Origin of the sequence: Anabaena sp. CCY 9613 (genome assembly GCF_963920895.1) — a bacterium.
Taxonomy (GTDB): Bacteria; Cyanobacteriota; Cyanobacteriia; order Cyanobacteriales; family Nostocaceae; genus Cyanocohniella.
Map to the genome: position 1 here is coordinate 18,213 of NZ_CAWUDE010000005.1, position 22,894 is coordinate 41,106.

Sequence of the window (22,894 nt, forward strand, 5' to 3'; positions counted from 1 at the left end):
TGTAGAACACAAAGAGAAGAAAAGAAAAGAAAATTTCCCAACTACCTCCCATTATGCCAATTCAATTTAAATACGCTACTCCTAGTAGTAAAGAGGATGTTCAGCAACTAGGATATATCCTCGAACAGTGTTTTATCATGTCTGCTGGAGATAGCGCCATATATATGCCGCGTATTGGTGTGGACAATTTGCGCGCTATTTATCAAGACCAGCAAATTGTCGGTGGACTAGCAACGATCCCGATGGGTCAGTGGTGGGGTGGTCAGCGTGTACCCATGACGGGAATTGCTGCGGTGGGTATTGCTCCAGAATACCGTGGTGATGGTGCTGCGATCGCCCTCATTGAAGAAGCTGTGAAAGAACTCTCTGACCAAGAAGTGCCAATTTCGGTTCTTTATCCCGCTACTCAACGCCTATATCGCAAAGCAGGTTACGAACAAGGCGGTAGTTATTGTACTTGGGAAATTTCTCCTGACAGTATTCAGTTGCAAGATAAATCGTTACCCTTGCAACCTGTAATTGCCAAAAATCATTATGTTTTTCACGACTTATATCAGCAGCAAGCAAAACTCACTGATGGATATATAGACCGACATCCGGCTATCTGGCAAGGTGTAACTCAACCAGATCATCAAGAAACAGTCTATAGTTATTTGATTGGTGACACAGACCAACCCCAAGGCTACATCATATTTACTCAAGAGCGTACCAAAGATGGTGCAATTTTACGAGTCAGAGATTGGACAATGTTGACACATGCTGCGGTACGAACTTTTTGGAAGTTTGTTGCTAATCATCGCTCCCAAATTGACAAGGTGCAATGGAAAAGTTCTGTAGTTGATTTTTTAACATTATTACTACCAGAACAAACTGCCAAAATTAAAAATCAAGAGCGTTGGATGCTGCGGATAATAAATGTCGTTAAGGCGTTAGAGATGCGGGGTTATCCACCAGGAATCGACGCTGAACTACATTTAGAAATTCAAGATAACTTGTTAGTTGCCAACAACGGCAAATTTATATTATCTGTAGCTAATGGACGTGGTGAAGTTACCAAAGGCGGTAAAGGTGAGTTGCAGTTAGATATTAAAAACTTAGCATCTTTATACACAGGTTTATTCACACCCCAGCAATTACAACTAAGTGGCAAAATCGACGCTACAGCAACGGGACTAGGAGCAGCCACACAAATATTTACAGGTAATTCTCCGTGGATGGCTGATTTCTTTTAATATTCTAATTTACTAACCGATATAGAGACTAAGGGTGAGAATTGTTATTTTCTATATTTCTGATTAATCTAATAAATTTATAGAAATATATTTTTGAAAATTTTTAAAATCTTGGTCAGTTGTTAGAATATACCAACCTCGGCGATGAGCTACAGAGCAGATTAAAAAATCAGTATTAGCCCCTTGGATACCATTCATGCGGCAGGTATTGTAAAACTCAGCAGCTAATTCGTAATCTTCGATGGTTAGCTGCAAATCAGGAAAAGCACGGAGCGAGTCTTTAAGTCTAGTAAACTGCTCAGTGGAACGAATACCTGAAAGTATTTCTTGCCTGATAGCGCCTAGCAAAACGACTTGATTATCTGCAATTAGCTCACGTAACTGGTTAACAATAGGTAGTGCTTGTTGTGGAGTATTACGCCGTAATGCTAACGACCATACAGAGGTATCTACAACAACTTTCATTCCTTGTGTCGCTGCTGTTTGTAATCGTAATCATCGTTGTAGTCAATTTTCCCAAACAAATCCAGTATTTTCATCTGTTGACGACGTTGTACATATTCACGTAAAGCTTGTTCGACTACATCAAGTTCGGTTTGTTGATTACTAAGAGCTAGGGCTTCTTGAATTAATGCTTTGTCGATTTGGCGATTAACTGTCATGCACTTCAATATTGATTGGCTGATTAGGTAATTTGTTTATCTATTAATTATAAAGGATAGGTTGAAACTCCATTTTAAGGATGGTTGTAGCTGCCAAGATTTATCACTAATAGTCTACGATTTGACCGCTAAGTTAGTTTGCCCATAATGTATTCTTTAGACTCTCATATTGGAAAATTCATTTTTTACCAGGACTTACGTAAACCTAACGTATTTCCGTCATTGCGACCGTAGGGAGGCAATCTCAAAGCCTTGATTTTCGTGGCGAGTACGTAAGTCCTATTTACCAAACTTGACTTAAATCTAAAACAAACCCAGGTAATAACGACTCGCCATAAAGTGTTTGAGGATTATCTAATACCTCAACCCTAGTATTCGGACGATAAATAAAAACTTGGCGTTGCTTTCTATCAATTAACCAACCCAGTTGTGTGCCATTATCCATATACTCTTGCATCTTGTCTTGCAAGATTCGCAAGTTATCACTTTCAGAACGCAATTCAATCACAAACTCAGCACATATGGGAGCAAATTTTTTGCGTAGTTCTGGTGATATAGCTTCCCAACGTGTGCGTTTTATCCATGCTGCATCGGGTGAACGCACCGCACCATTGGGTAAGGTAAACCCTCCACTGGAACCAAACCCGATACCTGTACCATCTTGTTTTGTCCATACCCACAATTGGCCAATTAAATTAAAATTACGCTCATCAGTTTCGGAACCAGTAGGGGACATAATCATTAACTCTCCCACAGAATTACGTTCAATACGAAAATCACGGTTTAGCTGACAAAATTCATAAAACTGCTCATCTGTCATAGACATTGCACTGGGCAATTGCAATACTATGGGTATAATTTCTGCAATGACTGGTAAGTTTGTCGTCATAGTTTTAGCTAATCTTTACTTGCTTTACTTTCTTTAGCACACACCGTCTTGCACCCACTGTGATGTGTTACTTTCGTTCTACCTTCATATTTCCTCCCAGAAAACATTGAAATATTGCTAGCAATTCTACTAAAAATGCTAACCTTGCTTCTAGTGAACTTGAGTAACTAGCGATATGAGTTCAGCAAAAGTGGCAATTATCTTGGCTGCTAGTCGCGGTATTGGTGCGGGTTGTGCAAAAGAGTTAGCAGCTAGGGGTTACAATGTTTCATTAATGGCGCGATCGCCTGAAGTTTTGAATTTAGCAGCAGAGTTGCAAGGAATCGCCATTCAAGGTTCCATGACCAACCCCCAAGACTTGCAACGATTAGTAGAAACAACTTTAGCTAAATTTGGTCGTATCGATGCTGTAGTAAATAGCTTTGGTGACCCACCTAGGCCAGATTTACTGTCTATTTCTGATGAAATGTGGCTAGAAAACTTTGAAATGCTGTTTTTGAGTGTTGTTCGCATCGCCAGACTAGTAACAGAACCAATGCAACATTCAGGAGGAGGTGTCATAGTCAATATTTCCGCCTGTGATTCTCAAGAACCCAGCTTAGGAACCCCCTTTAGCGGAACACTCCGGGCTGCAATGGAAGGCTTTACGAAAATGTATGCCAAGCGTTACAGAAAAGATAAAATTCGCATGGTTTCAGTTGCACCTTTTTTTGTTGCAGATTCAATGGCAGATTTAGAAGGCTGGAATGTACCCACAGATTTAATGTTTGGTCGTCCTGCAACTTATAGTGAGTTAGCTAAAACAGTTGCTTTTTTGATTTCCGATGAAGCTAAGTTCATCACAGGTACGACCTTAAAAGTAGATGAAGCTTATTCAGCCGCTATTTAATAAAGATAGGGAACGGGAACAGGGCAAAAAGCATTGCTGAACCAAAGTAAAAAGTAAAAAATTAAATTCTCCCCTCTTACTCTCTGCGTCTCTGCGTGAGATAAAAAAATTTAAGGGTGGTCATGTAACCACCCCTAATTCCCCTCATATTTATTAGAACTTATATTTACTCTGAAAGATTAACTAAAGTTTCAACTTGAGAAGAAGCTAAAGTTGGTGCTGTAAAGATACGCGAGTACAAACTTGCTGGTTGCTGACGTGCGACAACTGGCAGAACTTGACGAGCATGAGCTGCTAATTCTACTGTCTTCACATCATAAGTCTGCGTAGCCAACTTGGGATAGAAACCAATGCCGATGATGGGAATTATCAAACAAGCCGTGATGAACAATTCGCGGGGTTTGATATCGGCAATTACACCATCTAAATTTAATTCTTCGCTTTGCTGACCGTAGAACACTTGGCGTAGCATGGATAGTAAGTAAATTGGTGTCAAAATCACGCCAACAGCTGACAACACGATGACTACAACTTTGAAGCTGGAACTGTAAACATCGCTGGAAGCAATACCGAGGAACACCATCAATTCACCGACAAAGCCACTCATTCCTGGTAAAGCCAGAGAAGCCATTGAACCAATAGTAAATACAGCGAAGGTTTTAGGCATTACTTTAGCCATACCGCCCATTTTGTCCATCATCAAGGTGTGGGTACGTTCGTAAGTTACACCAGAGAGGAAGAACAAGCTAGCGGCAATTAAACCGTGAGAAACCATCTGTAGTACTGCACCGCTAGCACCAATTTCGGTGTAGGAGGCAATGCCGATTAAGACAAATCCCATGTGGGCAATTGAAGAGTAAGCCAAGCGGCGTTTGAGATTTGTTTGGGCAAAGGCACAGCAAGCACCGTAAACAATATTCACTACACCTAATACAGCTAAAACTGGAGCAAAATAAACATGGGCATTAGGCAACATTTCCACGTTGATGCGGATGAGTGCATAACCACCCATTTTTAACAATACACCAGCCAAAATCATGGAACCAGGTGCAGATGCTTCACCGTGGGCATCAGGTAGCCAAGTATGTAAGGGGAAGATTGGCATCTTCACACCGAAGGCAATTAAGAAACCTGCATAAGTTAACAATTCAAAAGCTTTGGGGTATTGCTTCATTCCCAGAGTTGCCATGTCGAAGGTGACGGTATCTCCAGAGAATGCCATTGCAAAACCAGCTACCAAGATAAAGATTGATGCGGCTGCTGTGTAGAGAATAAACTTAGTCGCAGCATAACGACGTTTTGGCCCTCCCCAGATGGAAATTAGTAAGTAAACAGGTACTAACTCGATTTCCCACATTAAGAAGAACAACAGCAAATCTTGGGCGACGAATACGCCGATCTGGGCGCTGTACATCACCAACATCAAACCATAAAACAATCGCGGCTTGTTGGTAACTTTCCAAGCCGCGAAGATTGCGAGTGTGTTAATTAAGCCTGTTAATAGGAGTAAGGGCATCGATAATCCATCAACCCCTACTGACCAATTCAATCCTAATTGCGGAACCCAAGGATAGTTTTCTACGAGTTGCAGTGTGGAGTTTTGAAAATCGTAGCTCTGCCAAAAAGCATAAATCATCAGGGCAAAGTCGGCGATCGCAACTCCCAGACCATACCAGCGAACGGTTTTGCCTTCTTTATCTGGGATTAAAGGGATGGCTAAGGCAGCCACCAAGGGCAATAAAATTATGGCTGACAGCCAGGGAAATTCAATAGCATTCATCACTTCTGACAATCAATTTACCTTTTTGCTTTTAATTACATTATATTAAGGAATTTAGACATTTGTAAACGTTATTTATCCCTATGAAATCTTATTTGAAGCATCGATAGGAATAAATACTTAATAATTCCTGTTAGATTCATTCTAATTGTAAACTTTTGCAACGTCAACAAAATTTATCACAAAAAAGGCGGCTAAAGCCACCGTTTTACGCTATAATCCCGTACTTATTAGATAAATACTAAGCTTTACAAGCCTAAGCCAAGCTTTTAAACAATCCGATTCACAATTGTCCAGACTTCGCCATCTGAGCGGACATAGGGGACGGAGATGGTTTTAAACCCAGTAATGAAAGGCTTGTAGTACACTTGCCAATACATGGGACTCAAGTAATCAGCACAAGATTTCAGTTGGCGGATTTCCGTTGCTAGTTCCGCAGCGAGTTGATTAATGCGTTCAGCATGAACCTGAGCAACTTCTCTGGCTTCTTCTAACTCTTGCTCTTGGGTAAGTTGTCTTGATTCTGTTTGCCAATTTTTTAATTCAGCTTGTTTGTACTGTCGCTGTATTTCCAACGCTGCGATCGCATCGTCTATACCCTTGAGTTCTACAGACAATTGGGGATTTTCTCTGGCGTGGCGGCGATAAGCTTCAACCATTGCCGACGGTGAATTATTTTCGCTAGATAATACATTATTAGCTGAATCATGATCGCCAGATAATACATTATCAATAGTTAGCGCCGCGCGTTCTTGCTGGAGAGCCTGAATTTGTGAGTTCAGGGTTGTGATTTCTGTATGAATTGGATTAATCATTGCGGTTTATCCTTCGTAGCTTGCACCTTGGGTATCCAGAGAAAGCGATCGCACTGTTGCTGTAATTCCTGTTGATTGCCAAGCTGATAACATGGCTGACTCTACAGATGGGGAATGCAACTTATCTACTAAAGCTAACAGTGTTGGCCCTGCACCGCTAATTACCATGCCATAAGCACCAGCATTCACAGCAGCTGCATTCACCGCATCATAACCAGGAATCAAAGCTTGACGATATGGTTGATGCAATCTATCTTGCAACGCCGCTCTTAACCATTCTCCCTTACCAGTTTCCAAGCCGCGTAATAATAACCCCAGATGCGCTGTGTTGAAAATTGCATCTGCACGACTGACTTGAGTGGGTAAAACTTGCCGTGCTTCACTGGTGGAAAGTTCAAAATCAGGAATAGCTAGCACTGGTACGATATCTTCATTCCAAGGAATATCGCAAATTTCCCAACCATCAGCACTGGTAGCAGCGAGACGACATCCCCCCAACAGGGCTGGTACTACATTATCAGGATGTCCTTCCATTGCGATCGCTAATTCCATCACTTGCAACTGAGTCAAAGGCTCACCCGCCAGTTGATTCGCACCAACCAACCCGCCCACAATGGCTGTAGCTGAACTACCCAAACCTCTAGCCAAGGGGACACCCAACTCAATCTCCATTTTTACCGATGGCGGTGTTTGCCCTATATATTGATAGCACTTGACAAAAGCCTGATAGAGCAAATTACTTTCATCGGTTTGCACCCGTTCAGCTTCTGCACCTGTGACATCAATAATTAATCCACCCTCTTCTAAGCGAGTGAACTTGAATTTGTTGTACAGAGTTAAAGCTGCACCAATACAGTCAAAACCAGGCCCCAAGTTAGCAGTGGTGGCAGGAACGGTAACAGTGATACTAGAAACAACAGACATCTGCAAATATTCACCAATCAATCAACCAGCATCTCATGTAAAGGGTGAATTTGTTCATGAGTTTTGCTAATTCCTGCACCATAGGGTTTGTAAAACTTAATATATGAGCAAGTATTCACTAATTGATTTACAGGTTCACAGGAGTAAGCACTCACTCTTGCAGTTGACAAAATGGCAATGCGCGAAGTTTGCGATCGCTGATAAATTCTTTAACGAATTTTCTCAATTATGTGTAAAACTTTTATAGACCGCAAACTAACTCTCGACACTAAACACGTTGCCAAGCATCTCCCAAATACTCCTCAAATGCAACACCTACTTCAAAAAGAAAGCAGCGCTCATATATTTATTGATGAAGCGACAATATATATAGTTGCTCAGACAATCATAGAGAAAGGGGAATTTACAGGAGTTATTCGCGGTCATGAACGTTATGGCTTATACTTTGACGAACCAATTGGATATTGTGTCAGCATTGATGGCGGTAAAATTCCACTTTATTACGCTGAAATGAAAGTAAAAGGAAACAAATACCATGTTATCCCACGCACAAAATCTAGCAGATAATTGGGAATTTACTGAGCTATGGATAGATCCCACTGCTTCACCTCCATACGTTCTGATTTTATTAAGTGACAGTTCCGGTAAAAGCTGTGTTTACGATCCAAATCAGAATTATCAATTGGCATTTTCTAGTGACACCTACGAAGAAGCAAAACTTTGGCTACTTGAAGATGAATATGAACGAATTGAAGGAAGATTAACAGCTTCAGTTGCAGCATGACAAGCGTCTTGTTAAACTTTGACAACTTACTGCGGGTGATTTTTTGACAGGGTGAGTATTACTCACCCTACTTTCTGCTAGAAGTTCTCGAAGTTAGCGATCGCTATCAAGTTGATCTACAAGTCTTTTGCCATAAATCACGGCTGCAATAGTCATAGTATCATCTTGAATTCGATAAATAATTCGATAACTGTATGCAAACTTTTCCCTAATGTTATCTTCACTAAATTCTGGCGCTACTCGGCCTGAAAAGGGCGATTCGTTCAAATGTCGAGTTACATCAAGGATTTCCTGAACCACTGTAGCAGTATAAGAAACCGAGTCACGAGATATATATGTAGCGATCGCTTCTACATCTTCTAATGCTTTTTTAGACCAGACTACTTGATAAGCCATTTGCTCAAAAGTTCTTTAGCTTCTTGTTGGCTAATGGTTTTTTCTGTATCAGCTACTCCCAGTCCATGACGAACTTTCTCGATGACATATAGATGATACTGCATATCTTCAATGGAGCAGTCATCTGGTAGTTGCTGCAACAGAGATTGTACTTGTGCTTTTGTGGTCATCATAGGCTGTTTTAGTAATTTAGTTTTTTAGACTAGGCATTGCCTAGCCTAATGACTTTTAAAAGTTCTCGAAGTTAGCGATCGCCTGCTTCATTTTATCTACCACCTCATCTACAGGTATCGCGCCCAACTCCCCAGAAGCACGGGTACGGATACTCAAACTATTAGATTCTACCTCTTTAGCTCCTACTACCGCCATTACAGGTATTTTTTGCTTCTCAGCATTGCGGATGAGTTTACCCAGGCGATCGCCACTAGTATCGACTTCGGCACGGATACCCGCAGTTAACATTTTTGCGGCTACATCTTTGGTAAAATCTAACTGGGCTTCTCCTACTGGTAACAATCTGGCCTGCACTGGCGCCAACCATAAGGGAAAATCACCAGCGTATTCTTCAATTAAAATCCCAATTAGCCGTTCTAGGGAACCAAAAGGCGCACGGTGAATCATTACGGGACGTTGGCGAGAACCATCTTCAGCTACGTATTCCAAATCAAACCGTTCTGGTAAGTTGTAATCTACTTGCACAGTACCTAATTGCCATTCTCGTTCTAAGGCATCACTAAAGATAAAGTCTAGTTTGGGTCCATAAAACGCCGCTTCCCCAATCCCTTCAAAGTAATTCATTCCCAATTTTTCCACAGCACGACGAATCGCGCCTTCAGCTTTATCCCAAACTTCATTGGAACCGATATACTTATCACTGTTGGGATCTCGGAAACTGAGTCTAGCCTTAAAGTTTTTCAGTTGCAGACTTTTGAACACCGACAAAATCAAATCTACAACGTTGAGAAATTCGTTGTCTAGCTGTTCTGGAGTCACAAATAGGTGCGAATCATCTACGGTAAAACCGCGTACCCTGGTTAAACCGCCTAATTCTCCTGATTGTTCGTAGCGGTAAACAGTACCAAATTCCGCCAATCTGATGGGTAATTCCCGATAGGAACGTAATTCACTCTTGTATATTTGGATGTGAAACGGACAATTCATCGGCTTGAGAACGAAGCCTTGTTCTAGTGCGGCTGCTTCCTCGTCATCCGACATCAAAGGAAACATATCTTCCTTATATTTTTGCCAGTGTCCAGAAGTCTTAAATAAATCTACTCTAGCAATATGTGGTGTCACTACGGGTAAATAACCACGTTTTAGCTGTTCTTGTTTAAGAAAATCTTCTAAGACACTCCGTAATAAAGTACCTTTGGGTGTCCACAAGGGTAAACCCGGCCCCACTTGCTCAGAAAATATAAATAATCCCAGTTCCTTACCAAGTTTACGGTGGTCACGCCGCAAGGCTTCTTCTTTGCGCCGCTTATATTCAGCCAGTTGTTCTGGACTTTCCCATGCAGTAGCATAGATGCGTTGTAACTGGGCCTTAGTTTCATCCCCACGCCAATAAGCACCAGCGACACTTTCCAATTCAATAGCTTTGGGGTTTAATTCGCTGGTATTTTCCACGTGAGGCCCAGCGCACAAATCCCACCATTCATTTCCCAGATGGTAAATGGTAATGGGTTCTTCTTTGATATCTGCCAGGATTTCTAGTTTGTAAGGTTCTTTGATTTGTTGAATGCGTTGTTCGGCTTGTTCGCGGCTGACTTCTTCCCGAATCACCGGTAATTTGCGATTAATAATCTTTACCATCTCTTTTTTGATGGCCTTTAGATCATTTTCGCTAAACGGTTCTGGACTATCAAAGTCGTAATAAAAACCGTTTTCAATCCAGGGACCAATTGTAACTTGCGCCTTGGGAAACAGCTTTTGTACCGCCATTGCCATCACATGGGAAGCTGTATGACGAATCTTTTTTAATTCTTCCGATTCGCTGGTGCGCGGTAAATAAATTTTTTCCGGTTGTTCTGACTGACTAAGAGATGAGTTTGGCGACATCGGCTGCTGAACCATTGGCGAAGTGATTGCAAAAAGATAATTTTAGTAGTTGATGCTAGGAAAAATCTACCCAAGGATTGGGGAATAGAGGCTAGGGGCTTTTACTCAGCACTCAGCACTTTCCTGTACTGCTTCAAATATAACGATTTTGATTACTTTAATTACTGCCAGTCTGACATTATTCAATTAATCCTGTTCTCATAAACCTTAACTGCTGAGGGTAAAATACTCAGCGCCACACTTGAAGATTATTCACCTTTGATTTAACTAGTTATCTCCGGTCAGCTATGCTAACGCAATGCCGAAAATCCTTTGGCTCAATGCTCCCTATAGCTTTTTTGTGACCAGAAGTTTACACAAAACTTGCGCTGATTTTAACTTTAGTTTATTTCGTAGTCATTATTACAGATTTTTCGACAATCTATCCTTAGAGAGAGCATATAATAATGTTAAATATTGTAAATAACGTTAATATAAGTAGAGGAGTTAGAAATATACTTTTTACTTATGCGAGACTCAAATTTACCAGGGGCTGATCTGCTGAAAACGGTATTAGAACCTCTACTAGAGGATTTTCAGTATTGGTTTGCGCGATCGCGTGAATTGTTAGAAACCGAGCAACTATCATTTATGAGTCACGAAGAGCAATCTGATTTTCTTTTGCGAGTGAAACAAGCGCAAAACGAAGTCAACACAGCCAAGATGTTGTTTAACGCAACCGATGGACAAGTCGGGATTGAGATGAATACCTTAATGCCCTGGCATCAACTGGTAACGGAATGCTGGAATACTTCAATGAAATTTCGTCAAGCACGCGAACTGTGAGGGTTGGCTATGGCTGCTTGACCGGCTCAGGCTGATTGGGACAACGAACGGTAAGACATATGTATACATGTCGCATTGTTCGGAAAAAATCCTTAACATTATTTTTATTATCAAATAATGTATCCTATGCTACCGTAGTTTGAATAACGGTTAAATTTTTTTCCAATCTGAATATAAACGCATCTTGGTAATTAAGAGAAAAGTCCTCGTTGCCACTGAAAATATCAACGAAGCACAGCGTTAAAGTATCAAAATTTAAAAATTGCTGCCCCTGGAGGAAAATCTGATGTTACACCTACTTTACATTCTTGCTTTTACAATCCTTGCTGTTATAGCCGTTGCCAACTTAATCCGCAACTTGATCATGTTTAGTTTTGATCGAGAGCGATCTTATCCAGCGCAATATTCGCCCAGAGGTAATCAGGGTAATGTTGCCTATTTTTCGGCAAAAAAACAGTTTATTCCCCATCCAGAATTATTAGATAATGCAGGCAACTTAATAAAAGAACCTCTGTTAGTCATGCGTTCAGTCAACGTTGAAGATGCGCGTCAACAGCTAGATGCTCTTTATGAAGCTTCTCCAGGACAGAAAAGTGACCGTCAAGAAGAAGCTTAATATAATTTTAGAATTCGTAGGGTAGAGATTTAGCATCGCTAAAATCCTTAAAAATTTAACATGTCAGTATAAATGAAAGCGATCGCAATTGGCACTTAACAACCAGGCGATCGCTTTCTAATTTATGTCACCAATGGGTAAGGATAAATAGTAAAAAATAACCATTATGAGCGATGTCTTGGTCGTCGTAGTTGTTGAGAATTAATTGGCCCCAGAATTTGATTAAGTTTACGCAGTTGTTCAGATGTACCCATACAAATTAGCGTATCTCCTGGTAGTAAAATTGTCTCCCCTGTGGGGCCACCAATCAAAGTACCATCAACTCGGCGAATAGCCAAAACTAATGACCCAGTTTGCGATCGCAGTCTAGCATTATGTAAACTTTGACCAACAATTGGACAAACATCTGAGTCAATCAAAAATTCTTCCATGTATAATTCACGACCCGCACCAGTAATCACACCATCCATAAAATCTAATACTTGGGGTCTAAGAGCCGCCGCCGCCATGCGTTTACCCCCCGTAATATAAGGAGAAATCACAGCATCTGCACCACCGCGCTGCAATTTTTTGAGAGCTTCTTCTGTACTGGCGCGGGCGATCGCTCGAATTTTTGGGTTAAGTGTTTTTGCTGACAATACAGTATATAAATTTTCAGCGTCAGATGGTAGAGCCGCAACTATACAAGTCGCTCGGTTAATGCCAACTTGCAATAGGGTATCATCCAGTGTGGCATCACCTTGAAAAGCCACATAACCGATTGCCTGTGCATCTTGCACTGATTCTAACTCAGAATCAATTATGACAAACTCTACGCCTTCGGCCTGAAATTCCTTGGCAATTTGCCGACCAGTACGACTAAATCCACAAATAATGTAATGTCCTGATAAGGATTCCATTAAGCGCCTTTGTTGCTGGAGACGAATTCCTTGTTGAAAGTAGCCTTGAATCAGAGCTTCTGTTAATCTATTGACAATGTAACCGATGTTGATTACACCCAACACAATCAAAGCTATGGTAAATAACCTTCCTCGGCTACTGAGGGGGTTTGTTTCGCCATATCCCACGGTAGCTAAGGTAATGACTGTCATGTAAGCTGCGTCTTCCCATGACCATCCCTCCACTAACCAATACCACAACGTACCCAAAAGGAAAACACCACCGAGGGCAAGCATCCCCGCCATTAATTCTTTTTGAATTTGTCGGTATTTTTTCTCAAGCGTAGAATACACAATTTTTATTTACTACTGCCCAACCGGGGAGAATATTTGACTGTTAGCCTATAAAAAAGTATCAGATGTGATAAATAAAAAGTAATTTTTAATAATTTCTAGGAAACTAGTAAGTGAGTATAAGATTAAAGATTTATCAGGAGGCGCGGTAGTGAGCAGACAAACTCTCATTGAGCAAGTCACCATCCCCCCAAAGTCAGATTCTATGTCATCTAGACCTTTTGACGCCGATAGCTTTAATGAAGCTGTGATGTCAACCTATGCCCGCTTTCCCTTAGCTTTAGATAGAGGTGCTGGATGCCGAGTTTGGGACACCCAGGGTAGAGAATACCTGGACTTTGTGGCGGGAATTGCCACTTGTACCTTAGGACACGCCCACACAGCAATGGTAGAAGCTGTGACACGCCAAATCCAGAAGCTACACCACGTTTCTAATTTGTACTATATTCCCGAACAAGGTGAATTGGCCCAATGGATTATTCAACATTCTTGTGCCGATCGCGTATTTTTCTGCAATTCTGGAGCCGAGGCTAACGAAGCCGCCATTAAACTGGCACGCAAGTATGCCCACACCGTTTTAGACATTGACAAGCCAATTATTTTAACAGCCAATGCTAGTTTCCACGGTAGGACTTTAGCGACAGTCACCGCTACGGGACAACCGAAGTATCAAAAATACTTTGATCCTTTAGTTCCTGGTTTTGCATATGTACCATACAACGATATTAATGCCATAGAGGAAGCAATTACTGAATTAGATGAAGGTGATTATCGGGTAGCAGCAATTTTAATTGAACCGTTGCAAGGTGAAGGTGGTGTGCGTCCTGGTGATGTGGCTTACTTCCAAAAACTGCGGCAAATTTGCGATGAAACTGGCGTTTTGTTGATGTTCGACGAAGTGCAAGTGGGTATGGGACGCAGTGGTAAGTTATGGGGTTATGAACATTTGGGTGTAGAACCAGATATCTTTACCAGTGCCAAAGGTTTAGGTGGTGGTATCCCCATTGGCGCCATGATGAGTAAGAAATTCTGTGATGTCTTCCAACCAGGAGAACACGCCAGCACCTTTGGTGGTAATCCCTTTGTCTGTGGGGTGGCCCTTGCTGTCTGCCAAACTTTGGAAACAGAGAATATTGTGCAGAATGTGGAAGCTAGAGGAGAACAGTTACGCGCTGGACTAAACGCCCTGGCGACAAAGTATCCTAACTACATTACAGAAGTCCGGGGTTGGGGTTTAATTAATGGGATGGAGTTGCAAGCCGATATTCAGCTAACCGCCGCTGATATTGTGAAAGCAGCTATTGATGAGGGTTTGTTGCTAGTACCAGCCGGGCCCAAAGTTGTCCGGTTTGTCCCACCGTTGATTGTCACAGCTGCCGAAATCGATTTGGCATTGCAAGCTGTTGATCAGGCGATCGCCTCTGCAATCGCTTAGTTTATTTTCTTGTGGAACAGGCATCTTGCCTGTTCTGGGCGGGCGAGGACGCCCACCCCACAATTATTGTTTTTATCACATAATATTCCTGGGTGGTTTACTTTCATAGATACCTCCCAGAAAGTTGAAGTTCCAGAGATTTAATGCATGGTGGTAGCCACATCTACACCATTAGTCTTCAACTGACCATCTTCCATATAAATAATGCGATCAGCTATATCGAGAATGCGGTTGTCGTGGGTCACTAGCAATATCGTACAACCTTGTTCTTTAGCAAGTTTCTGCATGAGTTCCACAACATCACGCCCAGATTTCTTATCTAATGCAGCTGTGGGTTCATCTGCCAAGACAATTTTAGGATGACTAACTAAAGCACGAGCGATCGCCACCCTTTGTTTTTGTCCTCCTGAGAGATTTTCGGGATAATAATTAACGCGATCGCCTAAACCGACAGTTTCTAGCATGGCGATGGCTTTGGCGTTGACATCTTGTTTTAAGTATTCTTCATGCAACTCTAGGGACATGCGTACATTGTCTTTAGCTGTCAGAAAGGTCATGAGGTTATGCGCTTGAAAAATATAGCCAATTTGACGGCGTAACCGCGTTAATTGCCCTTTATGAGCGCCACATATTTCTTGTCCTAAAATTTTTAAACTACCTTCTTGCGCCGAGCGTAGTCCACCCATTAAAGTCAACAAAGTGGTTTTTCCAGAACCAGAGGGGCCAGTCATAATCACAATATCACCAGCGTTAATCTCTAAATTAATATCAAATAACACTTGTTTACGCAGATTTCCACCACCGAAGTAATGATTCAAACTGCGAACAGCAATTACTGGTTCCACAGCAGAGATGTTTGAGTTGGTATTTACTGATACAGGTTTTTGCAACATGAGATTTTAAATGTGAGGGGTTAGAGGTTAGAAGATAATCAGTAATCAATCCCTAAAAAACATCAGCAGGGTCAGCAGATCGTAACTTCCGCATGGCGATCGCTCCTGAAAAACTACACATAATGATTGTTAAAATAAACACCGTTATAGCTCGATCTACTTTCATGCTGATGGGTAGCATGGTGGCTGCGTAGGTTACTTGATACAACCCAAAGGAAAGGAAAAATGCCGGGATAAAACCTAAGATGGCTAAGAATAACGCCTCTTGGAGTAAGACTCCCAACAAATAGCGATCGCTATAACCCATTGCTTTGAGAGTGGCGTATTCTGGCAAGTGTTCGGAAACATCAGAATACAGAATCTGATAGACAATAACGATGCCGACAATAAAGCCGACTCCCACACCTAAGCCGAAAATAAACCCAATCCCTGTACCTTCTGCCCAATAATCTTTTTCTGTTTGGGCAAATCCTTCGGGAGTGAGGACGATGACATCCTTGGGTAGCCCGGCGGCTAGCTGCGATCGCACTGTTTCTGGATCAGCACCCGGTTTGAGGGTAATTAAGCCAACTTCTATGCGATCGCTTTGACGGTCAGGAAACAGTTGTAAAAATGTTGAATCACTGGTAATTACATTACCATCAGCCGCAAAGGAAGCACCGTTACTAAACACGCCCCGCACATTCACGGCTTTATTATTGAGTTCCGTTTGAAAGTTACCCTGTTCTTGGAAAATCTTACCAACAGCCCCATATTCTGGACGACCAGCTTGATCAAACAGAACTTGATGCAACTGTTTAAGATGATCCTGATTTTGTTGCACTTCGGGAAACTTGAATGCAGATTGCGCCGGGTCAATACCCCAAACCAAGATAGCCCGGTCAAGACGCGTTTGAGGATTACGCCATTGTCCAGTGCCAATGTATACAGAATTTACTGACTGCACACCCTCATAACCCAAGGTTTGATAAAGTCTTTCTCTAGAAAAACTTTTGACCGAAAACAAAGTTTGAAATTGGGGATTAATCAAAACCAAATCTGCTTGTAAATTGCGATGAGGTTGGATAGCCGCATCAAACAAAGCACTTTCAAAACCCAGCTGAATAAACATCAGCATATCGGCAAAAGTAATACCTGCCACTGCCACGGCGAGACGAGTTTTTTCTTTCATTAACTGTCGCCAAGCCAGCGGTGTTTTACGGAATAGGATGGAAAACATCTTGCAAATGTCTCAATATCAAAGTTAGTTAAAAGCTCGCCGTCTCAGTCTGTTTTTCAAGTTGATACTCTCGCATTAATAGAAATAAAGGCAAGGCAAGAGAAACCCCAACCAAAAGATTAGCAGCAATATAAATCCAGAGATTGGACATTTTTAGACGTATGCCTTCCCAATATACAAATACCCAAATAACTAGGGATGAAACAATTAAATCCATGCCAAAAAAAGCAGAAATTTTGTTAGCAAATAGCTGTTCAAAAAAAAGCTGGATATCAAGGTTGTGTTCTAGCAAAAATGGCACGAATTGAGAATAAGGCAAAACTGTTCCGGCAATACAAAGCAGAAGATATATAACTTTCAACATGATGAAATTACCTGATTTTTTAATTAATCTGGGCAACAAAAAATTTACAACTCAATAGCGGTCTGCACCTGCAAATTAGTCAACCCGGCAACTCGTTGACTATCTTCGGGGTTGAGGCGGATTTTGACTTCAATGACGCGGCTATCTAAGTTTTCTCCGGGTTGGTTACTAAAAACGTTTTGGCGATTTACCTGTAAGCCTATTTGAGAAATTGTTCCTCGCAGTTCGCCATTAAATGCTTGACTGGTAACTGTTGCTGGCTGTCCTAATTTAATTTTGCTGATGTCTGTTTGATAAACTTCTGCTATGGCAATCATTTGTGCGGTTTGGGCTAAGTCTGCAATCCCGGCATCACTAATTTTTTCTCCAACTCGTGTATGAATTTTGAGAATTTGTCCGGCTATTGGTGCTTGAATATTCGTAGCTGCTAAGTTGGTTGCGATTTGTTTAAGTGAAGCGATGGCGTTTTCAACTTCACTCTGGGCTGCTTGTACATCTACCGGACGGACTTCGGCCAGACTGTTAAGTGTAGCTTGGGCTTCGTTAATTTGTTTGTTACTAGTGGCTTGAATCCGAGTGAGGGCCGCATTGGCTTCAGCTAGTTGCCTACTAGCGGTGGAATTAATGCGATTGAGAACTGCTTCGCCTTCGTCTAGTTGCTGTTGGGCAGTTTCTAAGCTTAAACGTTTACTATCAAATAAAGAGCTAGAAATGGCCCCTGCCAAGGATAGTTGCTGATAACGTTGATATTCAGCCTCGGCATTATTTAATTCTGCTTTGAGTTTTTTCATCGTTGCTTCTTGAGCAATTCTATCTCCTTGCCATTGTGCTTCTATGCGGGCGATCGCTTCTTGTTGAGTTATGATGTCTCCTTGTGACTGGGCTTGTAAGCGTTCAATACTTGCTTGTTGTGCCTGAATGTCCCCGGTTTTTGCCCCTGCTTTCACTTGCGCGAGTTTGGCTTGGGCAACTCTTACTTGTTTTTCTGCCTGGAGTACAGCAGTTTGTAAGCGTGTGCGTGAGTCTAAAATTGCCACCACCTGCCCAGGTTTGACCATATCGCCTTCCTGGACTAAGATTTGAGCAATGCGATCGCCATCTAACTCCAACGGTGCGGAGAGGCTAATTACCTCTGTTTCTGGTTCTAGTCTTCCTAAGGCCGTGACTCTGCGGACTGTGGGTGCAGTTTCTACTAGTTCAGAAGAGGCTGTTTGACCCATTTGTCCAAACTGAGAAATCCCATACACAGCCATTCCCCCTGTAATTGCTGTGGCAGCTATTACTAATACAATTAATGTTTTATTGGGAGTTTTAAATAAGCGATTTTGCACCATTTTTTTACTCAATAGGTGTATATTTCCATGCCAAAACCTTAAGGTTTCGCAGTCAAAAAAATATCTTCTGGTTGGTTATTATCTTTCTCTTGTAAATACAGAGTTAGCATTTTCCCCAATAAGGCACATTGTTCAGAGAAATCAATTGTTTCATTCCCCCATAATTTTTCTAGAATTACACCATTGACAAAGCTCAATACAAAAGAAGCCAACACTGCATCTTGAATCCCCAAAAATTCATATACTGCTTGTTGGTATCTTTGATTTGCTAGTTTAAAAACACTATTACTGCGGATTTTTTCTGGGTCTTGATGTTGACAAAAATCAACCCAAACATAAGTCCACTTAATAAAATAATCTTCGTTTTTGATTAAATATCTCCCCAACGCTGCCATTGCTTGACGCAGTGTTTGAGATCCTTGCATCTCAGCTAATGCTGAACTGACATCCTGCTTGCTAATCTCCTCGACTAATTGTTCAAACAAAGCTTGTTTACTGGGAAAGTAATGATAAAGCGTACCAGTAGACACATTTAAGCTTTGCGAAATTTGGCGCATGGTGACCGAACCATAACCTTTTTCGGCAAATAAATCAAAGCATTTTCCGAGGAGTTCTTGGCGATATTGGTCATGGTCAACTATCTTAGGCATGATTTAATTTATTTATATCGAACGCTCGGTATTTTTAATATAACAACAATTAACAAAGAGACATCAAAAATTAGATTAATCTCCAACACCTCTGCAAACAGAGTCAGATTTGGTAGTATTTTTGCTCGTAAACTTGCTGTTTATGCAATAAGTCTGCTGAACACTAGCAGGCTACTTGTAGTGATTGTAAATTGATGCTGTATACATACACCAATTTAGGCGTAACAGCCAAATATGTCAATATAACTTGATAAACTACTCGTCTAATGCGTGTTTTTGCAAATCATCTAGAGAACAAACTTCTAAGGCTCTAGCGTGAGTGGCGCCAAGAACGACAGGAGGCGCAACCCCGGCGTCTAATGCTTCTTGCCAACGAGCGGCACATAAACACCAGCGGTCGCCTGGACGTAATCCCGGAAAATTAAATTGGGGAACTGGTGTGCTGAGGTCATTCCCCTGCAATTGGGTAAACTCTAAAAATTCTGCTGTCACTTGGGCGCAAATAACGTGCATCCCAAAATCCTGACCACCTGTACTACAAAACCCGTCGCGGTAATACCCAGTCAAAGGAGAAGTACAGCAACTCTCTAAGTTTGTACCTAGTACGTTTTTTGCCTCTGCCATATTCTTTTCCTGATCCTTTTGGTAATTATTGTAATCTGAACCTTGAAAAAAGGTGTTGGTGTAGCCCGCCCCAGGCATCACTTAAATCAGTTAGGATTCTCGTAATACGTATCCTACGCCCCGTACTGTTTGAATCAGGCGCTTGTGATTTTCGTCTTCTATCTTCAGGCGTAAATAGCGAATGTACACTTCTATCACATTCGATTCCCCCATAAAGTCGTAACCCCAGACATTTTCCAAAATTTGTTCGCGGGTTAATACTTCGCGGGGATGTTCCATTAAGTATTTTAATAATTCAAATTCTTTCATTGTCAAATCAATTGTCCGTCCGTTGTGTATGGCGCGACGGGTGGCTATATCTAAAACCAATTCTCCAAAACGTAATTGTTCGGTGGTATCAATATCAGGTTTTAAATAAAGGCGAATTAACTTCAAAAAGTCTTCTGAGCGATAAGGCTTAATTACATAATCATCAGCCCCAGCTTCTAGACAGGCTACACGGTCATCTACTGTATCCCTGGCCATCATTACCAACACAGGAGCGCACAGACCAGCGTTTCTGATATTTTTACACAACGAGAGTCCTGATTCTCCTGAGAGCATCCGGTCTACAACAATTAAAGCAGGTTGGCTTTCACGGCAGTATTGCAAACCACTAGCCGCATCATGAGCCAAAATCGGCTCATAGCCGGCTTCTTGCAAATCAAAAGCCAGCTGACTTGCTAGGCTCTCATCGGTTTCAATCACCAGAACACACGGACTATGAGCAATTGTCATAAGAATTTGGGATTTGGGATTTGGGATTTGGGATTTGGGATTTGGGATTTTCAAATAATCAATCAGCTATCAGCTAATGGATAAAGCCTGAATTAATACCCTGCTGAAATTATTTGAGCAGGTTCAGGTATCAGCCATTGAGTTCTCCAATGCAATTTTAATCACTAATTCCCAATTCCATCCTTATACAGTAATTCTGGAAAAATTACTCAACAAGGAAAAAGAAAGATTTTTCTTTCTCACCAATGCCTCATTACCCAATGTCCCATACTTAAGGCAATTCTACCGAAGTAGGTTTGGCGATATGTGGTAAACCCCAACCCAGTTTTTCTCGTAAAATCCGGAAAAATTCGGGTGGTTGTAGACGAATGAATTTGACACTGTAATGCGATCGCTCTAAATATACTCGATCCTCCGGAAATATATAACACCCACCATTACCATCTACCACCATCACTAATCGCGGGATATTGACTGGGTAGATACTCACTGTTTCTGTATCGGGAAACACTAATGCCCTAGAAGCTAAAGAATGGGGGCAAATGGGTATCAACTGCAAAACGGAAACACCAGGAGTCACCACCGGGCCGCCAGCACTCAAGGAATAAGCTGTAGAACCTGTAGGAGTAGAAACTATCACACCATCTGCGGCAATATCTACTGGCGCATGACGCCCTACAGCAATTTCAAAATGGCACATCGAGGTTAATGGTTCTCGATGTAAAACCATTTCATTTAAACAGAGGGCTTCCCACAGTACACAATCACCCCGAAACACTTTGACGGTGAGCATGGCTCGCTCTTCGATTTCATACTCACCTGTGATGGCCTGTTCTATCGCTTGGGGTAGTTGATTCAGATAAGTTTCCGTCAAAAATCCCATATGACCAGTATTCACCGTTAGCAGGGGAATACCAATAGGAGCAACCTGACGAGATGCTGCTAAAACAGTGCCATCTCCTCCTAAAACCACAGCGAACTTCATTTGGGAGTCAAAACCAGGGGGTGTCAGTCCATCAACTGGCGTGTGACATACAGGACTCTCTGGGTTAGAGTAGCCCAATATGCCGCCGATGCTACTGGTGATACATACATCCCAACCAGCAGCGGTTAGCTGGTCTTTCAGTTCGATAGCGATGCGACCCGCTATCGGTTTAACGTCATTGTAAATAATGCCTGCTTTCGGCACACTTAAATATCCAAGTTTTAACGATGCTTTTTACTTATGTCATCCTGACATATTTTGGCCAGTGTAGTCATTAGTCTGCCAAAAAATCACTGGGAATCCCATCTTTTTACTTATGTCATCCTGACATATTTTGGCCAGTGTAGTCATTAGTCTGCCAAAAAATCACTGGGAATCCCATTTTTATCAGCAGATAAGGATAGTGAGGGAAATTTGACCATCTCCCTACCCTCTATTGCCCATTTCCTATTGACTATTAACTTTGGAAGATTGCTTAAAGGGAGTTTTTTTTGGTTTCTGGTCTTTCTTTTTAGATTTATTTTTATCGTAGTCTAGCTGTTTGAGCTTCTTCATAATGCGACTGAAATACTCTTGTAGGTAGCTTTCGAGAGTGGTGGTTTGTTGTTGGTCTAACCCAAAGACTTGGTATACTTCATCCATCGGGGCATTTAACGGTTTACCACTAGCTAAGACTTCTGTAAACTCCAATCTGTCAGCAACATTCCATCCCCACTGAAAAAAGCGGATGATGCGGCGCACAGTACGCAGCAGGTTGATTGGCATCCGTGTAACTCTAGCTTCTTTGCCAGACAGGCGTTCACACAAGTTAATAATTTCCTCAGCACTCCAAGCACGAGTACCAACTACAGGGAAAGCTTGTTTTTCTGTGGCTGGGACACTCAAGGCGCGGATAGCAAACTTAGCAATATCTTGAGTATCCATATAGGCAATAGGCGAAGAATCACCAGTTACCCAGACTGGTTGATTTTCCAAAATGGGAATGCCATATTGACCAATTAGCCCTTGCATAAAGCCAGCTAACCGTAAAATTGTGTAATTTATCCCAGATTCAGCTAAAAATAGTTCTGTGCATCGCTTAATTTCCATTAGCGGCACTTCTGGATACTTCTCGGCATCAAGAATAGAAAAGAATATAAAACGCTCAACACCAGCAGTTTTCGCTGCTTGAATTAATGCTACTTGTCCGTCCCAATCCACTTGTTTAATAGTCAGTGAATCTGTCGCCCGAGATGTAGCAGCATCAATGACTGCGGTGACACCTTCCATCGCTCCTGTGAGGCTCTGGGGGTTACACAAATCTCCGCGGACTAATTCAGCACCCCATTCTTTGAGAAAAGCAGCTCTTTTGGTACTCCGTACAAGACACCGTACCTTATATCCCTCATCGATGGCACGACGAGCTACTTGTCTTCCTAAGGTGCCTGTTGCACCAACGATTAATAAAGTCATGAGGGTACTAATAAATTGTTAAGTTTTATTAAATGAATATTAACAGAATTATCTCTGTA

The 22,894-nt window shown here is 41.7% G+C and carries 26 protein-coding genes; 7 read left to right on the top strand and 19 right to left on the bottom strand.

All coding sequences use genetic code 11. The features are described 5' to 3' along the window. The first annotated feature begins 53 nt into the window (after positions 1-53). Positions 54-1,232, top strand: a complete 1,179-nt coding sequence (gene eis / locus ACM0OT_RS07265) for an enhanced intracellular survival protein Eis (protein WP_414563728.1) — start codon at positions 54-56, stop codon at positions 1,230-1,232. 63 nt (positions 1,233-1,295) lie between these two features. Here the strand turns inward: eis and ACM0OT_RS07270 are convergent, their stop codons facing one another. From ACM0OT_RS07270 to ACM0OT_RS07280, 3 genes are all read right to left on the bottom strand, one after another. Beyond that, positions 1,296-1,697 (bottom strand): PIN domain-containing protein, encoded by a 402-nt coding sequence (locus tag ACM0OT_RS07270; protein WP_414563729.1) that lies wholly within the window; start codon positions 1,695-1,697, stop codon positions 1,296-1,298. Then, positions 1,694-1,894, bottom strand: coding sequence for a type II toxin-antitoxin system VapB family antitoxin (locus tag ACM0OT_RS07275; protein ID WP_414563730.1), 201 nt, complete (start codon positions 1,892-1,894; stop codon positions 1,694-1,696). The genes ACM0OT_RS07270 and ACM0OT_RS07275 overlap by 4 nt, the downstream gene beginning before the upstream one ends. 283 nt (positions 1,895-2,177) lie before the next feature. Further along, positions 2,178-2,783: a Uma2 family endonuclease gene (locus tag ACM0OT_RS07280; RefSeq protein ID WP_414563731.1), complete on the bottom strand. Its 606-nt coding sequence runs from the start codon at positions 2,781-2,783 to the stop codon at positions 2,178-2,180. A 175-nt stretch (positions 2,784-2,958) separates the two neighbouring features. On the opposite strand from ACM0OT_RS07280, the gene ACM0OT_RS07285 reads away from it, so the two are divergent. Next, positions 2,959-3,672, top strand: coding sequence for an SDR family oxidoreductase (locus tag ACM0OT_RS07285; protein WP_414563732.1), 714 nt, complete (start codon positions 2,959-2,961; stop codon positions 3,670-3,672). 166 nt (positions 3,673-3,838) lie between these two features. Here ACM0OT_RS07285 and ACM0OT_RS07290 read toward each other — a convergent pair whose 3' ends face one another. The 3 genes from ACM0OT_RS07290 to thrB form a co-directional block, all read right to left on the bottom strand. Continuing rightward, entirely contained in the window at positions 3,839-5,452 is a 1,614-nt protein-coding gene (locus tag ACM0OT_RS07290; RefSeq protein ID WP_414563733.1) for an NAD(P)H-quinone oxidoreductase subunit 4, read from the bottom strand. A gap of 269 nt (positions 5,453-5,721) precedes the next feature. Next, positions 5,722-6,267, bottom strand: coding sequence for a hypothetical protein (locus ACM0OT_RS07295; RefSeq protein ID WP_414563734.1), 546 nt, complete (start codon positions 6,265-6,267; stop codon positions 5,722-5,724). A 6-nt stretch (positions 6,268-6,273) separates the two neighbouring features. Further along, complete coding sequence (gene thrB / locus ACM0OT_RS07300; protein WP_414563735.1) at positions 6,274-7,191, bottom strand: homoserine kinase; 918 nt, start codon at positions 7,189-7,191, stop codon at positions 6,274-6,276. 228 nt (positions 7,192-7,419) lie between these two features. Here thrB and ACM0OT_RS07305 point away from each other — a divergent pair, with 228 nt between their 5' ends. Both ACM0OT_RS07305 and ACM0OT_RS07310 read left to right on the top strand, forming a co-directional pair. Continuing rightward, positions 7,420-7,758, top strand: coding sequence for a DUF6972 family protein (locus ACM0OT_RS07305; protein ID WP_414563736.1), 339 nt, complete (start codon positions 7,420-7,422; stop codon positions 7,756-7,758). Further along, entirely contained in the window at positions 7,727-7,975 is a 249-nt protein-coding gene (locus ACM0OT_RS07310; protein ID WP_414563737.1) for a hypothetical protein, read from the top strand. Before ACM0OT_RS07305 ends, ACM0OT_RS07310 begins: the two co-directional genes overlap by 32 nt. A 93-nt stretch (positions 7,976-8,068) precedes the next feature. Here the strand turns inward: ACM0OT_RS07310 and ACM0OT_RS07315 are convergent, their stop codons facing one another. The 3 genes from ACM0OT_RS07315 to thrS are packed head-to-tail and all read right to left on the bottom strand — an operon-like array spanning position 8,069 to position 10,444. Beyond that, complete coding sequence (locus tag ACM0OT_RS07315) at positions 8,069-8,371, bottom strand: type II toxin-antitoxin system RelE/ParE family toxin (RefSeq protein ID WP_414563738.1); 303 nt, start codon at positions 8,369-8,371, stop codon at positions 8,069-8,071. After that, on the bottom strand, positions 8,356-8,544 hold the full coding sequence (locus tag ACM0OT_RS07320) for a hypothetical protein (RefSeq protein WP_414563739.1): 189 nt from the start codon (positions 8,542-8,544) through the stop codon (positions 8,356-8,358). The genes ACM0OT_RS07315 and ACM0OT_RS07320 overlap by 16 nt, the downstream gene beginning before the upstream one ends. Before the next feature lie 55 nt (positions 8,545-8,599). Then, positions 8,600-10,444 carry a threonine--tRNA ligase gene (gene thrS, locus ACM0OT_RS07325; RefSeq protein WP_414563740.1) on the bottom strand — a complete coding sequence of 615 codons (1,845 nt, stop codon included), beginning with the start codon at positions 10,442-10,444 and terminating at the stop codon, positions 8,600-8,602. 492 nt (positions 10,445-10,936) lie between these two features. Here thrS and ACM0OT_RS07330 point away from each other — a divergent pair, with 492 nt between their 5' ends. Together ACM0OT_RS07330 and ACM0OT_RS07335 are read left to right on the top strand one after the other, a co-directional pair. Further along, complete coding sequence (locus ACM0OT_RS07330) at positions 10,937-11,254, top strand: DUF2605 domain-containing protein (protein WP_414563741.1); 318 nt, start codon at positions 10,937-10,939, stop codon at positions 11,252-11,254. 286 nt (positions 11,255-11,540) lie between these two features. Beyond that, positions 11,541-11,870, top strand: a complete 330-nt coding sequence (locus tag ACM0OT_RS07335; protein WP_414563742.1) for a DUF2973 domain-containing protein — start codon at positions 11,541-11,543, stop codon at positions 11,868-11,870. Positions 11,871-12,034: 164 nt separating this feature from the next. Here ACM0OT_RS07335 and ACM0OT_RS07340 read toward each other — a convergent pair whose 3' ends face one another. Further along, the gene (locus tag ACM0OT_RS07340; protein WP_414563743.1) at positions 12,035-13,102 is read right to left on the bottom strand and encodes a potassium channel family protein; all 1,068 of its coding nucleotides are present in this window, start codon (positions 13,100-13,102) and stop codon (positions 12,035-12,037) included. Between the two features lie 151 nt (positions 13,103-13,253). On the opposite strand from ACM0OT_RS07340, the gene ACM0OT_RS07345 reads away from it, so the two are divergent. Next, positions 13,254-14,537, top strand: coding sequence for an aspartate aminotransferase family protein (locus tag ACM0OT_RS07345; RefSeq protein WP_414563744.1), 1,284 nt, complete (start codon positions 13,254-13,256; stop codon positions 14,535-14,537). 140 nt (positions 14,538-14,677) lie between these two features. On the opposite strand, the gene ACM0OT_RS07350 is transcribed toward ACM0OT_RS07345, so the two are convergent. The 9 genes from ACM0OT_RS07350 to ACM0OT_RS07390 all read right to left on the bottom strand — a co-directional run bounded on the left by ACM0OT_RS07350 (position 14,678) and on the right by ACM0OT_RS07390 (position 22,835). Beyond that, a complete protein-coding gene (locus tag ACM0OT_RS07350; RefSeq protein ID WP_414563745.1) occupies positions 14,678-15,430 on the bottom strand; it encodes a DevA family ABC transporter ATP-binding protein in 753 nt (250 codons plus the stop codon). A 52-nt stretch (positions 15,431-15,482) separates the two neighbouring features. Next, positions 15,483-16,649 (bottom strand): ABC transporter permease DevC, encoded by a 1,167-nt coding sequence (devC, locus tag ACM0OT_RS07355; RefSeq protein WP_414563746.1) that lies wholly within the window; start codon positions 16,647-16,649, stop codon positions 15,483-15,485. A 28-nt stretch (positions 16,650-16,677) separates the two neighbouring features. Beyond that, positions 16,678-17,013, bottom strand: a complete 336-nt coding sequence (locus ACM0OT_RS07360; protein ID WP_414563747.1) for a DUF2834 domain-containing protein — start codon at positions 17,011-17,013, stop codon at positions 16,678-16,680. A 44-nt stretch (positions 17,014-17,057) separates the two neighbouring features. Continuing rightward, a complete protein-coding gene (locus ACM0OT_RS07365; protein ID WP_414563748.1) occupies positions 17,058-18,347 on the bottom strand; it encodes an ABC exporter membrane fusion protein in 1,290 nt (429 codons plus the stop codon). Positions 18,348-18,385: 38 nt separating this feature from the next. After that, positions 18,386-18,997, bottom strand: a complete 612-nt coding sequence (locus ACM0OT_RS07370; RefSeq protein WP_414563749.1) for a TetR/AcrR family transcriptional regulator — start codon at positions 18,995-18,997, stop codon at positions 18,386-18,388. 255 nt (positions 18,998-19,252) lie between these two features. Next, on the bottom strand, positions 19,253-19,621 hold the full coding sequence (locus ACM0OT_RS07375) for a DUF2237 family protein (protein WP_414563750.1): 369 nt from the start codon (positions 19,619-19,621) through the stop codon (positions 19,253-19,255). A gap of 90 nt (positions 19,622-19,711) precedes the next feature. Next, positions 19,712-20,398, bottom strand: coding sequence for a response regulator transcription factor NblR (nblR, locus tag ACM0OT_RS07380; protein ID WP_414563751.1), 687 nt, complete (start codon positions 20,396-20,398; stop codon positions 19,712-19,714). Between the two features lie 271 nt (positions 20,399-20,669). After that, positions 20,670-21,587, bottom strand: a complete 918-nt coding sequence (locus ACM0OT_RS07385; RefSeq protein WP_414542276.1) for an NAD(+) kinase — start codon at positions 21,585-21,587, stop codon at positions 20,670-20,672. Between the two features lie 243 nt (positions 21,588-21,830). Then, positions 21,831-22,835, bottom strand: a complete 1,005-nt coding sequence (locus ACM0OT_RS07390; RefSeq protein WP_414563752.1) for an SDR family oxidoreductase — start codon at positions 22,833-22,835, stop codon at positions 21,831-21,833. Positions 22,836-22,894 lie beyond the last annotated feature (59 nt).